This window comes from Asprobacillus argus, assembly GCF_032248395.1.
Lineage (GTDB): Bacteria > Bacteroidota > Bacteroidia > Flavobacteriales > Flavobacteriaceae > Polaribacter > Polaribacter argus.
Map to the genome: position 1 here is coordinate 447,336 of NZ_JAVTTO010000004.1, position 13,253 is coordinate 460,588.

Below are 13,253 nucleotides of genomic sequence, written 5' to 3' on the forward strand. Positions count from 1 at the left end.
TTATAATTATTTTTTAGCGTTTAAGAATGATAGGCCATAGCTGAATCCTACGTTTATATTATTTGAGCTTACACCTCCATCCAGAGATAGTAATTGCCCTACAGAAACATTAAAAGTTAAAGCATCCGAAGAATGATAATTCAACCCGATAGTTGGTCTTACGACAAGGCCTTCTCCTGTATCAACTCTACCCCCTCCAGCAGCTCCAAATGAAAACTCAGCAACACCAGATATTTTATCATTTAGGAAGCGGTTACTTTTTGCGCCAATACCAAATACACCGTGTGCATATCCTCCAGAGTTTCCTTCGTAGGCAAAACTGGCTTCTCCCATTAGATAGAAATTATCTGATAAATCATAGTAAGGCTTAATTGCAATGAGTTGTAAATCGACTGTGTGAGCTCCAAATCTTTTTACTCTAAAGAAAGATTGGTTTTCAACCCCAATTCTAAACCCTTTAGTTTCAACTTTATCAATTGATTTTTTAGTAATTGGCTCTTTAGTTCCACCACTTAACCCGAAATATTTAATTCCAAATCCAGATGAGTAGGCTTCAAAATCTCCATCTAAAGCTCTTACGTATCCTCCATGAAGGCTTAAGGCAATATTATTTGTAAACTTAATATCAAATCCTACACTGGGGTACATGGTAATTCCTCCCTCTTGTGCAATCCTTCCACCGGCAGCTCCTATTCCCGTTTTTGCAAAAAAGTTGATGTATTTTGTGTCTACAAAATTATAGCCAGCTCCAAAATAAAGATCCATAAAACCAGCTATTAATCCTTTGTATACTGTATCTGTATGAACATATAAAAACAAATTTGAATTGAGATACTTTTGATACTCAAAACCAATTACATACAAGGTTCTTCGCAGTAATGCATTATTAGCAGGTGCATCTTCTCTAGAGCCTCCAATAGGAAAAAGAAAGTCAAAACGAACTTGTTGTACGTTTTTGGTTGCTGGTCTTTTCCAAAAATTATCTGATGATAGGTTTGTAGTTACGAAGTCCTTTCTTGCATCCGTATAATTTGCAAACCGAAGAACACTTGGTATTTCAATAAAGAAAGAAACAGCATCACTTTTCATAATACCCGTAAAGAAGTTTACATGACTGTATTGAGCTCCAAATGAAAAGTGTTTTGCTTTATATTGTAGACCTATATTGGGTTGTATAATAGCCCCACCGTTTACCAAAGAGCGAAAACCACCTCCGCCACCAAAATGCACATTCGCATCTAGGTATAGATTTTTATACAATTGTTGATTGACTCCTAAGTCAACGCCTAATGTGAATAAACCTCCTTGATCTCCAATAGCGGCTGCTTTCATTCCTATACCAGCATAGAGCCAATCATTCAGGCCCACCAAATAGTGTAAACCCATCATGCCCATTGTGGGCTTTAACGGATAAGATACTTGATCTACAGGCATATCCATAGTTAAATATTGTAACCTTATACCAGTTTTAACTTCAGTACCTTTTAGGCTAGCTACACTCTGTGCTTCTTGCGTAAAACCATCTATAGTCATTAACGCTAACGTTAATAAAAGTAATACTCTTTTCATACTAATTATATTCGCTTGTGAAATGTAATTTTACTGTGGGGTATTTACTTTGCGTCATTTGAATGGTAAAAGCAGAATCTGCTAAAAACACTAACTGCCCTTGCTTATCTTTTGCCAAATAACGCTGTTTTACTCTTTTAAATTCTTTAAATTCTTCGTTTTTTTCATCCTCTGCTTCCACCCAACAAGCCTTATGAACATGAATGTTTTCGTAGGTACATTTAGCACCATATTCATGTTCTAATCGGTACTGAATTACTTCATATTGAAGTGCTCCTACAGTTCCAATAATTTTACGCCCGTTCATGTCCAAGGTAAACAATTGCGCAACACCTTCATCCATTAATTGATCTAAACCTTTATAAAGTTGCTTTGCCTTCATCGGATCAGCATTATTTACATAACGAAAATGCTCGGGCGAAAAGCTTGGAATTCCTTTAAAATTGAGCACTTCTCCCTCAGTTAAAGTATCTCCAATCTTAAAGTTTCCTGTATCGTGCAATCCAACAATATCTCCTGGATACGATTCTTCTACAATTTCTTTTCTTTCTGCGAAGAAAGCATTTGGACTTGAGAATTTTACTTTTTTTCCATTTCGAACATGGAGGTAAGGAGCATTTCTCTTAAAAGTTCCCGAAACAATTTTTACAAAGGCTAGACGATCTCTATGCTTAGGGTCCATGTTCGCATGAATCTTAAATACAAAGCCCGTTAATTTTTCTTCTTTTGAATCCACTAAACGCTCCTCTGCTTTTTTAGGTTGAGGGTTTGGTGCAATATCAATAAAAGCATCTAACAACTCTTTAACTCCAAAATTATTTAAGGCAGATCCGAAAAAAACAGGTTGTAGATCTCCGTTGAGGTATTTCTCTTGATCAAATTTAGGATATACCTCATATACTAACTCTAACTCTTCTCTCAATGTTTCGGCGGCAGTTTCCCCGACAACGGTATCCAACTCTGGATTGTCAAGATCATTGAATTCAATACCTTCCGAAATGGTTTGTTTGTTTTCTCCAGAAAAGAGGTTTAATTTCTTTCCGTAGATATCATAAATCCCCTTAAAATCATACCCCATTCCAATAGGGAAACTCATAGGTGTTACAGTTAAACCCAGTTTTTGCTCTACTTCGTCTAAAAGATCAAATGCATCTTTTCCTTCTCTATCTAACTTGTTGATAAACACGATCATCGGAATCTTACGCATTCTACATACCTCCACTAGTTTTTCAGTTTGCTCCTCTACACCCTTTGCAACATCAATAACTACGATCACACTATCTACAGCAGTAAGTGTTCTAAACGTATCTTCTGCAAAATCCTTATGTCCAGGAGTATCTAAAATATTGATCTTTTTATCTCTATAAATGAAAGCCAATACAGATGTAGCTACGGAGATACCACGTTGACGTTCTATTTCCATAAAATCGGAGGTAGCTCCCTTCTTTATCTTGTTATTCTTTACAGCACCAGCTTCTTGAATAGCCCCTCCAAACAATAATAATTTTTCAGTTAAGGTTGTTTTCCCAGCATCTGGATGCGATATAATTCCGAAAGTTCTTCTACGATCTATTTCTTTTAAAAAGCTCATTTACAAAAATTGATGTGCAAAGGTAAGTTTAAATAGAAAATGAGCAAAATAGGAGCGAAGTATTTAGTTTGATAACTTCAAATAGGTACTATCGTAAAACCCTGGCTTTGATATAGACATCCCTAATGGGCCACTCTTTTGAATCGGTCTCTAAAGCAGCAATTTTTTCCATGGTGGAGATCCCTTCAATAATTTCGCCAAAAATAGTGTGTTCACCATCTAAATGATGACTCCCTCTTTTGTCTTGTATCATATAAAACTCATATGGAGATGATAGTTTCTTTGGATTATTATCCCATTCTCTTGCAGCTGCCAAGGCTCCGTATTTATGTTTTCTATGGGATTTTATTTCAGGCGGAATCACATAATTGTATTTCGTTCTTAACTTCCGTGTTAACGGATGATCTGAGTTTCCGCCCTGAATAATGAAATTGGGAACTACTCGATGAAAACATGTGGTACTAAAATATCCTTTCTTAGTAAGGAAAATGAAATTCGCTCTATGCAATGGAGTGTCTCTGTACAACCTGATCTTAATATTACCAAATCGTGTTTCAAACAATACAACAGTTTCTGGGTGTTGTTTCCCATACGCCGTTAGGAACGCTACCACATTGTTCTTATTGATTGTATCGGTATCTCGGGTTACTTTCTTTACTACTTCTTTCTTTAAAGGCTTTTCAATTTTTTTAATAGAGACCTTTTTAAGAACTACCTTTTCCTTCGGTTGTACTTCTTTTTGCTTACAAGAATATAGGGATGCTAAGCAAAGTAAGAATGCAGTTACGTATAAAGAAGAGTATTTCATGAACAACAAATATAAATATTAGCGCAGTTTTCGGTAGAATTAATTGTAGAAAGATTAACAAAAGACAACTAAATTTCAATCGATTGATTTTCGTATTTTTGTGTATCAAATAGGAAAAATGGAGGAACAGGTTATTCTGGTAGATACACAAGACAATCAAATAGGATTGATGCCAAAAATGGAAGCACATGAAAAAGCGGTATTGCATAGAGCCTTTTCCGTGTTTATTTTTAATGATAAAGGAGAGTTAATGCTACAGCAAAGAGCTGCGGATAAGTATCATTCACCTTTATTGTGGACAAATACATGTTGTTCTCACCAGAGAGACGGAGAAACATCCCTTGAAGCAGGAAAACGTCGTTTACAAGAGGAAATGGGTTTTACTACTGATTTAGAAGAGATTTTCTGGTTTGTGTACAAGGCACCTTTTGATAATGGACTCACAGAGCACGAACTTGATCATGTTATGGTTGGAACGTTTAATGGGGAGCCAGACATTAATAAAGAAGAAGTAGAAGCGTATAAATGGATGTCTTTAGATGCTGTAAAAGAAGACATGGAAACTAACCCAGACCAATATACCGCCTGGTTCAAAATCATATTTCAAGAATCCTATTCAAAATTAACTCATGCCTAAAGTAACAGCGTATCGTAAAGCGCATTTTAATGCTGCACATAGATTGTTTCGATCCGATTGGTCCGATGCAAAGAACTTGGAAGTATTTGGAAAATGCAGTAACCCTAATTACCATGGGCATAATTATGAATTGATTGTTTCCGTAACAGGTGAAATAGATCCTGAAACGGGATTTGTATATGATCTAGGTAAATTGAAACGACTGATCCGTTCTGAAGTGGAGGATAGTTTCGATCATAAGAACTTGAATATTGAGGTTGAAGAGTTCAAGACATTAAATCCAACAGCCGAAAACATCTGTGTGGTTATCTATAATAAGCTAAGAACGCATATTCCAGATCACTTGGAAATGAAGGTGAAGTTGTATGAAACTCCTAGAAATTTTGTGAGTTACTCTGGAGAGTAAGGAAATCCTACTTAGAATTTTTCTTGATAAACAAATCAGGATAGGAAGCCTCGATCCTCTTTAGCAAACGAGCAGTTTGTGAATACATAGGCGGTAACATCTGAATAATATTGTTAGCCGTTGTTTGTTTCGAACTTACGATCTCATTATAATTTGCGAGGAAGTGCTTATCATCGGCTTGTTCCCAGATAACATCTAATACGTCACCGGCAAGCGCATCATCATAGAAAGGATATCGTTGATTGTATATACCAAGTATTTGAGAATAAGATCGCATGCTCAACGAATAAATATCGATGACTAATTTTTGAAGTTGATCAAGTTTTGAAAGTTCTTCCACTAACCAAGGATCAACAAGGTCAATGTTCCCTGTATTTATAAGTGTTTGATAGGTTTTGTTACTAAAGGTTGTAATGAGTTGTATGTTGGTGTCAAACTCATATCTCGCAATCTTTTTAACGGTGTCAATGGAGTTTTTATATTTTTTAATCCGTCTTATTTGCGATTGTAATTTGATGGTGTCGTTTTTATAAAAACTATATTGACTCTTAACAAGTGTAGTATCTTGTTTAAGATCTTCGATCAATGATAGTAAATACTTTTCTCTTAGATCATTTTTCTTGGATTGCTCATTCCAGTTATTAATCTGTAATGCTAACAAAATACCAATGACTACTAATGCAATTTCTCCAATGGCATATTTCAAGTAGCTACTAGTCTTACCATCTTTTATGAATTGCTTCCTAATATTTCTAAAAATTTTGATCATTGCCTGTTTTTTAATTCTTTATCAATCAATTTTTGGAGCTCTTCGATGACATACTTAGCAGATTTATATCTATTGATTTTGTATGTTCTATAAGAGTAAGCTTGTTGCATTAACATGGAAAACTCCTCATCTTTTTTCAATTTTTCAAAATCCTTTGGGACATAACCAATGGCAATGGTATATGTTTTATCATTTACCCTCTTTTTATAGGGAAAAGTCTGAGTATATCCGTAAAACTGCTCCTTAAAAATAAGATCTTCGTTCTTGTTTGGCGTAAAATTTTTTTGGAAATAAGGAGAAAAGAACTCTTCAATATTTGGATAAAATGCATTTGTTCTTACCAGGCGTGAGAAAAAATTCTCGAAAGCTAACTGAACGCCCATCCGAATAGAGTCGTTCTTAACAATATTAAGCCCCTCTCTTTTTATAACATCATAGGTTGAGGTTACCGGATAGATATATTCGTCCTTCGCAAGCCAATGAAAATCGAAGCACATGCTATCTTTATAGGTTTCATTTTTTTGCATGTAATCTAATATTCTGAAATGACTGCGGTCCCCAAGTTGCATGGTTTTTAGATCATTGGCAATGTCGCCATACATATTGGTAAGGTCTTCCTGGAGTTTGCCTAAAAGCTTTAACTCAAGTTTTTCTTTTTGAACCCCCTGATTCCAATTGCTCACCTGCAGAGCCAATAGGATTCCGACCATAACCAAAGCAATTTCACCAATAGCATATTTTACATACGTACTCGTTTTATTTTTCATAAGAGAATTTTGTCTAATAGTTCTAAAAAACTTTATCATATCTATTCTGTTTTAGAAAGTCGTACGATCTCGTTCAAGTGATTTTGCAAAGGTTCTTGATCTATAGATCTTAAAATATTTCTGAGAAGAAAAATATGTCGTTGCGTCAAATTTTTAAATTTCATTGTGGTAATCAATTTAAAGTTTATTGGATTCGTAAGATTCGCGAGATCACCATTGTCAATAAGAAAAGGTTCAATTTTTTCAGACCACAACCTATTAGAAACTTGCTCTTCTTCTGTATAATCTTCTAGAGCGTCTTTCCATGATATTAAATAATTTCGTAACGTATCATTCTTAATGAGCTTATATTCTCCTGAAGAGATTAAAGAGGTAACAATACCATTTGATGGGTTGTATGAAACCCCATTAAAAGCTAAAAAATAATACTTCCCAATGCTATCTCTTACTTGGATTGGATTGGGATGATTAATGAATTTCTTGAATCGGTTTGAGCCTCGCAGCGATTTTTCATGAACTGCAACAATCTCGTTAAACTGCTGCAGGTTCTTTTTAAAATCTCTATGCAGCTCCTTTAAAATGGCATTTTCTCGAATTCTATCCTTTCTACTTTCATTCCAGTTATTTACTTGTAGTGCGAGTAAGATTCCAACCATGACTAATATAATCTCACCTAAAGCGTATTTAAAATACTTTCCCATATTGTTTTCACTTAGTAGTTTTTGACGTGTTTTACGAAAAATTGTGATCATTGTTTTTTTAACTTCTGAATGTCTAGATATTTTATAATAATTTCTTCTTTAAAACCTTTATAGGACACAACAATGCTCAGATCATTTTGCCCATCAAATGCAAAGCGCCCATCCGCTGCTAGTTTTCCATCTTTTTTGTTCTTTAGTATGTAGGTTGCTTGATCTGCTAATGAATATTTAACCCCATTTGTTAGGGTAACTATTGGATTGATTCTCTGATAAAAAACACCTTTCCTGGATGTACTTTTGATCACTTCAATCTCGATATTCCAATCTTCTATTTTTCCTGCCTTTTTACCTGCAAAAACAAGAATAGGGTAGGGTAGTCTTTTTTTCCAATGATCAATTGTATGTTCACCTTTAGGTATTTCATAATAAAAAATAGACTTTCCATACACACCGCCCTGTTTTATTGCTAAGTCAATAAAAGGAACGTAATAGTTCCACTCATTAGTACCGATATCAAACCAGAAAGTAGTGTTCTCTTTTAATGTATGAACCTCTTTAATTATTTGGTGATTGTTCACCCAAAAAGATGGAGAAAATCCAGCGCTAAAAGAAAAAGAATTTGGATAGTGTATAGCTAACCAGGTCGCATTCAATCCTCCAAAAGAAAAACCAAAAACAGCTCTACCTTCACGCTTTTTAATAGTACTGTACCTAGTATCTATAAACGGAATTATCTCTTTGGTAAGAGTGTTTGCATAAGACGCTGCTTTAGAAACAAAGTATGGATTACCTTCTATTTTATAAGGTACATAATTTTCTGTTCTTGATCTGTCACTATGGATACCCACAATAATGATGGGTTCAATAGCATTCATGGCAATAAGACTATCCAGTTTTTTATCTAACTGTAAAGATTCGGATCGTTTAAATAACCATTGCCCGTCATTAATATAGATTACTTTATACTTTTTGGCAGATGAATATTCATGAGGGATGTATATAGACAGCTGATGCCCGGAGACCTCTTGTTGAACAATTTTACCATTGTTTTTAGCGAAAATGAGTGTCGTGCTAAGCGCAATGATCCAAATAGAAAAACTTTTTAAACTAGTCATTATTCTCTTGCCCTTTTTTATGCTTTTTATATCCTATGTAAAGCCTCACTCCTAATCTTGCAAAGAGGATGATGGCAATAACCATTACAATGTTAAATCCATCCATTATTTCTTCTCCGTTGATTTTGAATCTATCATTTCAATGATCTTTTTCGCTCCATTTTTATATACAGTCACAAATTGCAAGTGATTTTTAGAGCCAAATATATTGTGTGAGGCTACTCTTTTTCTATAATCTTCACTTAAATAATATTCCATAATTGCTGGTGTCATTTTTCCTTGTGTCCAATCTACGTACCAAGGTTTTTCTTGAAAACTTTCTATATTTTTCAATACCTCCTTCTTGATAAAACCATTGCTATCTTCAATTAACTGACTCAGCGTTCCGTAGAATTGAGTTACCGTTAAAATCAAAGAATCGTTTTTGACATTGTTTTGATTGCTATAATTCTTTATCATCTCCAATCCTTTAGTTTGAATGGCAAATGGTCGATATACTGTAATTAGATTTCTACATAACAAACAGGTAGTTAAGCTATCTTTTGTGATTTCTTTATTGATAAACTTTAAACTACTCTTTTCATTAGCTTCATAAAAATCGATAATACCTTTTGCTATTATAGTATCACGCACGAGGTCTAGCTTTACAGTATTTAGAATACTACTCAGTTCTTGTTTTCGTTTTCTAGTTTCATTCCAGTTATTTACTTGCAGTGCGAGTAAGATCCCAATCATTACCAGAGCAATTTCACCAAAAGCATATAAAAGATAGTTTTTGATATTATTCTTGGACATATTTTTTTTTCTTAAGTTTCTAAAGATTTTAATCACAATGCTAAAGATAAGTTATATGATTTGTATATAAAGTTTTAAAAAAGTTACAACTAGTTCAGCTACTATTTGTCTTTATCGTTTGTAAATAAGAAATAACAAGAGTAGAATACCGATGTAAATCTCCTAAAACACTTATGGATTCAATTCTGGAAGACTGAAATACGCCATACATATTAGAGTGGTTGATTTTAAAATTACATGTTCTCTCAAAGTTAATTAAATTTTATTAAGACCATATTGTAGCAAAATCCTTGTAAATTTGTGAATTCTAAAGTAAAACCATGAAGCAATTTTTAAAGTTCGATCCTATCCTAAAAGACAAAATCTGGGGTGGAGAAAAACTAAAAAACCTTTTAAATAAAACAACCGACAGGAACGATGTTGGAGAGAGTTGGGAGATTTCTGATGTTGAGGGAGATACTTCCATAGTTTCAAATGGTGCTTTAGAAGGAACAGACTTAAAAGAGTTGATTTCGAGGTATAAAGGAGATTTAGTAGGAGAAAAAGTCTTTGCTCAGTTTGCCGAAAAGTTCCCATTACTCATCAAGTTTATTGATGCGAAAGAAGCACTGAGTATTCAGTTACATCCGCATGATGATTTGGCCAGAGAGAGACATAATTCTTTTGGTAAAACAGAAATGTGGTATGTTATGCAAGCAGATGAAAAAGCAAATTTGATTGTTGGTTTTAAGGAAGAAGTTACATCGGAAGAATATAAACACCACTTGGAAAATAAATCATTGACGGATATTTTAAATATCGATGAAGTAAAGGAAGGAGATGTTTACTTTATTCCAACAGGTAGAGTTCATGCAATTGGCGCAGGCGTTTTGTTGGCAGAAATACAGCAAACTTCCGATATTACCTATAGAATATACGATTGGGACCGTCAAGATAGTCATGGAAATTACAGGGACCTACATACAGATGAAGCCATTGACGCTATAGATTATGTAGTGAAAGATTCTTATAGAACTAATTACCGAAAACAACAAAACTCAAGTACAGAAATGGTATCGTGCCCATATTTTACCACAAATATAGTACCGATAACAGATGTCTTTTCTATAGATCATTCCGATAAAGATTCTTTTGTTATATATATGTGTGTAAAAGGGAATGCAATGTTTGTAGCTGACAACCAAAAAGAAACGCTACAAAAAGGTGAGACCATTTTAGTACCAAATACATTAAAACACTTTAGTATTCATCCTTTAGAAAATACTGAGTTATTGGAAGTGTATATAAAGTAAAACTGGCCAAGGGAACACCTCAGCCAGTTACAAACAAACCAAAATCAACTTAAAATTAATTAAGAAGCTTTTTTAAATGTGTAGCCAAAAGTGGCTTCACATATAGGATCTTTCTGCGTTTTCTTTGAAACAGTAATGAGCAGAATTAAATAAGTGCTGTTTAATTTTTTTATCTGATTCTTTACAACCAATTCTTCATTCAAGTATGCATTCTGTATAAAGTTTAATTCGAACGATTTTGGACTAGTATCTAAAATATTTTTATTCGGAATAATAAACTCATTAGCAAAAGATTGTACTTTCTTAAAGAGGATGGATGAATGCAATGTTTTTTCCTTAGAGACTTGTCTTTTATTAACTACAAACTCAAATGAATCTTGTGCTGGTTTTAAAATTTTGTTTTCCATAATTTCTTTTTTAAACTAAAAAAGGTGCTTTTGTTAAAAAGCACCTTATATATTTTGTAAATAATTGTATTTATTTTTTCCTAAATCTATTCTTGGTGCTGCTCTTTATATAAATAGGTTGCTTGCGCATGGTAATATTGCACATAGTTGTCGTTAAGACATGTTTAATTTGCGAGTATAGCTGCACTAGGTTTTTCATATACACCAAATGTAAGTATAAAATTCAAATTACAGATACTTACTTGATAATTATAATGTTAAAGTTTTGTTGAATTTATATTTTGTATCGATAATTTTAAGAATCTATAAAAACGTATCTTTGATCTTGTAATTCTATTAAGAACAATGAACATAGTTGCAATGATTCCAGCGCGATATAGCGCTAGTAGATTTCCTGGAAAACTGATGAAAGATTTGGGTGGGAAACCAGTGATCTTACAAACATATGAAGCAACTAAAAACACAAACCTTTTTAATGATGTTTATGTGGTAACAGGTTCCAATACTATTTTTGACCTAATCAGCAATGCACAAGGAAAAGTAATCCGAAGTAAAAAAGAACATAATTGTGGGTCCGATAGAATTGCAGAGGCAGTCGAGTTTATGGATGTGGACCTTATAGTAAACGTGCAAGGAGACGAGCCTTTTATTGATGAAAATTCATTGAAGAAGTTAATAGACGTTTTTAGTAAGGACACCGATAGAAAAATTGACTTGGCTTCTTTAATGGTACCTATGACCAAAGTAGAAGAAATTGAGAACCCAAATAATGTTAAAGTAATTACTGATATACATGATTTTGCCATTTATTTTTCAAGAAATGTCATTCCTCATCAAAGAGATAAAACTGAAAAGGTGCTATATTATAAGCATAAAGGAATCTATGCTTTTAGAAAGGAAGCGCTGATTGAGTTTTATCATACTCAAATGACTCCTATAGAAAAGGCAGAGAAGATTGAGTGCATTCGGTATTTAGAAATGGGCAAAAAAATAAAAATGATTGAAACGGCTACGGAATCAATAGGTATTGATACACCTGAGGATTTAGAAGAGGCTAAAAAGATGATATAGATGTACAAGAATGTAAAAGTAGTTGCATTTGATGCAGATGATACATTATGGGTAAATGAAACCTATTTTAGAGAGGCAGAACATGAATTTGCCAAGCTATTATGCTCTTTTGAAACAGAAAATAAAATAGACCAGGAACTTTTTCAAACCGAAATAAGAAATTTGGAGATGTATGGTTACGGAATTAAAGGTTTCGTGCTATCAATGATAGAATGTGCACTGGAGCTTTCCAATAAAGATGTGCAAGGGCAGGTTATTGAAAAAATACTGGATATAGGTAAAGAAATGCTGACCAAGCCTATAGATCTACTAGATGGTGTAGAGAAGGTGTTATCTTCTTTACATGGAAAATATAGATTGATTGTGGCTACAAAAGGAGATCTTCTAGACCAAGAAAGAAAGTTGGAGAAGTCAGGGTTATTAAAGTACTTTCATCATATAGAGGTGATGAGTGAAAAAAAGGAAGGCGATTATAAGAAACTATTAAGTCATTTAGATATCAAGCCAGACGAGTTACTAATGATTGGTAACTCTTTGAAATCTGATGTTCTTCCGTTGGTCAATATTGGAGCTGAGGCAATACATGTTCCTTTTCATACAACTTGGGTGCATGAAGAGGTTACCAAGCAAGATGCCCTAAACTCTGAATACAAAACAATACAGAAAATTACAGACATATTAGAGTTTTTATAAATGCGATACCTAGACATAGAAACTTGGAACAGAAAGCAACATTTCGAGCACTTTAGAAAATTGCGCGATCCTTATTTTGCTGTTGTAGTGGAAGTAGATGTGACAGAAGCATATAGTTTTGCCAAGAAAACGGGTATTCCTTTTTTTGCATTATATCTTCATGCGTGTATGAAAGCAATTAATTCGGTAGAAAATTTTCGTTATCGAATTCAGGATGATAAAGTTGTTATACATGATACAATTCATGCTTCTGCAACTATTTCTAGAGAAGATAACACCTTTGGTTGTACCTTTATTTATTACGATGAGCGTTTTGAGGTTTTTCTTAGTAATTTTCAAAAAGAAAAGCACCGAGTGTTAACCACTACAGATTTGTTTCCTTCTGATGATGCTGATAATTGCATCCATTGTTCTGCGTTGCCTTGGCTTAATTTTTCGGGGCATAAGGAGCCATTTTCTGGAGTAAAAGATGATTCGGTTCCTAAACTAGCCTTTGGTAAGTTCTCGAAGAAAGAAAGTAGGCTTATGATGCCAGTTTCTGTAGCTGTTAATCACGCACTGGTAGATGGTTATCATTTAGGTGAGTTTTTTAAACAGTATCAGATAGAATTGAATAAAATAAACTAAATTTG

General features: G+C 33.9%; 15 protein-coding genes. 6 read left to right on the forward strand and 9 right to left on the reverse strand.

The annotated features are described in order from the left end of the window. Positions 1–6 precede the first annotated feature (6 nt). From RQM59_RS12380 to RQM59_RS12390, 3 genes are all read right to left on the reverse strand, one after another. Positions 7–1,569, reverse strand: coding sequence for a hypothetical protein (locus RQM59_RS12380; RefSeq protein WP_349242433.1), 1,563 nt, complete (start codon positions 1,567–1,569; stop codon positions 7–9). 1 nt (position 1,570) lies between these two features. Then, positions 1,571–3,160 carry a peptide chain release factor 3 gene (locus RQM59_RS12385; RefSeq protein ID WP_349242434.1) on the reverse strand — a complete coding sequence of 530 codons (1,590 nt, stop codon included), beginning with the start codon at positions 3,158–3,160 and terminating at the stop codon, positions 1,571–1,573. Positions 3,161–3,248: 88 nt separating this feature from the next. After that, a complete protein-coding gene (locus RQM59_RS12390) occupies positions 3,249–3,968 on the reverse strand; it encodes a peptidylprolyl isomerase (RefSeq protein ID WP_349242435.1) in 720 nt (239 codons plus the stop codon). Between the two features lie 118 nt (positions 3,969–4,086). On the opposite strand from RQM59_RS12390, the gene idi reads away from it, so the two are divergent. Both idi and RQM59_RS12400 read left to right on the forward strand, forming a co-directional pair. Further along, complete coding sequence (idi, locus tag RQM59_RS12395) at positions 4,087–4,605, forward strand: isopentenyl-diphosphate Delta-isomerase (protein WP_349242436.1); 519 nt, start codon at positions 4,087–4,089, stop codon at positions 4,603–4,605. Then, a complete protein-coding gene (locus tag RQM59_RS12400; protein ID WP_349242437.1) occupies positions 4,598–5,011 on the forward strand; it encodes a 6-pyruvoyl trahydropterin synthase family protein in 414 nt (137 codons plus the stop codon). The genes idi and RQM59_RS12400 overlap by 8 nt, the downstream gene beginning before the upstream one ends. Positions 5,012–5,018: 7 nt before the next feature. Here RQM59_RS12400 and RQM59_RS12405 read toward each other — a convergent pair whose 3' ends face one another. From RQM59_RS12405 to RQM59_RS12425, 5 genes are all read right to left on the reverse strand, one after another. Next, positions 5,019–5,780: a DUF6090 family protein gene (locus RQM59_RS12405; protein ID WP_349242438.1), complete on the reverse strand. Its 762-nt coding sequence runs from the start codon at positions 5,778–5,780 to the stop codon at positions 5,019–5,021. Beyond that, complete coding sequence (locus RQM59_RS12410) at positions 5,777–6,547, reverse strand: DUF6090 family protein (RefSeq protein ID WP_349242439.1); 771 nt, start codon at positions 6,545–6,547, stop codon at positions 5,777–5,779. The genes RQM59_RS12405 and RQM59_RS12410 overlap by 4 nt, the downstream gene beginning before the upstream one ends. 41 nt (positions 6,548–6,588) lie before the next feature. Then, on the reverse strand, positions 6,589–7,299 hold the full coding sequence (locus RQM59_RS12415; RefSeq protein ID WP_349242440.1) for a DUF6090 family protein: 711 nt from the start codon (positions 7,297–7,299) through the stop codon (positions 6,589–6,591). Further along, on the reverse strand, positions 7,296–8,363 hold the full coding sequence (locus tag RQM59_RS12420) for an alpha/beta hydrolase (protein WP_349242441.1): 1,068 nt from the start codon (positions 8,361–8,363) through the stop codon (positions 7,296–7,298). The genes RQM59_RS12415 and RQM59_RS12420 overlap by 4 nt, the downstream gene beginning before the upstream one ends. A 105-nt stretch (positions 8,364–8,468) precedes the next feature. Continuing rightward, positions 8,469–9,158, reverse strand: coding sequence for a DUF6090 family protein (locus tag RQM59_RS12425; RefSeq protein ID WP_349242442.1), 690 nt, complete (start codon positions 9,156–9,158; stop codon positions 8,469–8,471). Between the two features lie 320 nt (positions 9,159–9,478). On the opposite strand from RQM59_RS12425, the gene manA reads away from it, so the two are divergent. After that, complete coding sequence (gene manA, locus RQM59_RS12430; protein WP_349242443.1) at positions 9,479–10,450, forward strand: mannose-6-phosphate isomerase, class I; 972 nt, start codon at positions 9,479–9,481, stop codon at positions 10,448–10,450. Positions 10,451–10,509: 59 nt separating this feature from the next. Here manA and RQM59_RS12435 read toward each other — a convergent pair whose 3' ends face one another. Next, entirely contained in the window at positions 10,510–10,857 is a 348-nt protein-coding gene (locus tag RQM59_RS12435) for a hypothetical protein (RefSeq protein ID WP_349242444.1), read from the reverse strand. A gap of 345 nt (positions 10,858–11,202) precedes the next feature. Between RQM59_RS12435 and kdsB the strand changes: the two genes are divergently transcribed. Genes kdsB through RQM59_RS12450 form a run of 3 tightly spaced genes read left to right on the forward strand, consistent with a single transcriptional unit; the run spans position 11,203 to position 13,248 of the window. Next, a complete protein-coding gene (kdsB, locus tag RQM59_RS12440) occupies positions 11,203–11,928 on the forward strand; it encodes a 3-deoxy-manno-octulosonate cytidylyltransferase (RefSeq protein ID WP_349242445.1) in 726 nt (241 codons plus the stop codon). Further along, a complete protein-coding gene (locus RQM59_RS12445; protein WP_349242446.1) occupies positions 11,929–12,621 on the forward strand; it encodes an HAD family hydrolase in 693 nt (230 codons plus the stop codon). Further along, the gene (locus tag RQM59_RS12450; RefSeq protein ID WP_349242447.1) at positions 12,622–13,248 is read left to right on the forward strand and encodes a CatA-like O-acetyltransferase; all 627 of its coding nucleotides are present in this window, start codon (positions 12,622–12,624) and stop codon (positions 13,246–13,248) included. Positions 13,249–13,253 lie beyond the last annotated feature (5 nt).

Excerpts from the sequence above, each read along its gene's own strand:
- RQM59_RS12380 (WP_349242433.1), bottom strand. The coding sequence starts at position 1,569 with ATGAAAAGAGTATTACTTTTATTAACGTTAGCGTTAATGACTATAGAT.
- RQM59_RS12385 (WP_349242434.1), bottom strand. The coding sequence starts at position 3,160 with ATGAGCTTTTTAAAAGAAATAGATCGTAGAAGAACTTTCGGAATTATA.
- RQM59_RS12390 (WP_349242435.1), bottom strand. The coding sequence starts at position 3,968 with ATGAAATACTCTTCTTTATACGTAACTGCATTCTTACTTTGCTTAGCA.
- idi (WP_349242436.1), top strand. The coding sequence starts at position 4,087 with ATGGAGGAACAGGTTATTCTGGTAGATACACAAGACAATCAAATAGGA.
- RQM59_RS12400 (WP_349242437.1), top strand. The coding sequence starts at position 4,598 with ATGCCTAAAGTAACAGCGTATCGTAAAGCGCATTTTAATGCTGCACAT.
- RQM59_RS12405 (WP_349242438.1), bottom strand. The coding sequence starts at position 5,780 with ATGATCAAAATTTTTAGAAATATTAGGAAGCAATTCATAAAAGATGGT.
- RQM59_RS12410 (WP_349242439.1), bottom strand. The coding sequence starts at position 6,547 with ATGAAAAATAAAACGAGTACGTATGTAAAATATGCTATTGGTGAAATT.
- RQM59_RS12415 (WP_349242440.1), bottom strand. The coding sequence starts at position 7,299 with ATGATCACAATTTTTCGTAAAACACGTCAAAAACTACTAAGTGAAAAC.
- RQM59_RS12420 (WP_349242441.1), bottom strand. The coding sequence starts at position 8,363 with ATGACTAGTTTAAAAAGTTTTTCTATTTGGATCATTGCGCTTAGCACG.
- RQM59_RS12425 (WP_349242442.1), bottom strand. The coding sequence starts at position 9,158 with ATGTCCAAGAATAATATCAAAAACTATCTTTTATATGCTTTTGGTGAA.
- manA (WP_349242443.1), top strand. The coding sequence starts at position 9,479 with ATGAAGCAATTTTTAAAGTTCGATCCTATCCTAAAAGACAAAATCTGG.
- RQM59_RS12435 (WP_349242444.1), bottom strand. The coding sequence starts at position 10,857 with ATGGAAAACAAAATTTTAAAACCAGCACAAGATTCATTTGAGTTTGTA.
- kdsB (WP_349242445.1), top strand. The coding sequence starts at position 11,203 with ATGAACATAGTTGCAATGATTCCAGCGCGATATAGCGCTAGTAGATTT.
- RQM59_RS12445 (WP_349242446.1), top strand. The coding sequence starts at position 11,929 with ATGTACAAGAATGTAAAAGTAGTTGCATTTGATGCAGATGATACATTA.
- RQM59_RS12450 (WP_349242447.1), top strand. The coding sequence starts at position 12,622 with ATGCGATACCTAGACATAGAAACTTGGAACAGAAAGCAACATTTCGAG.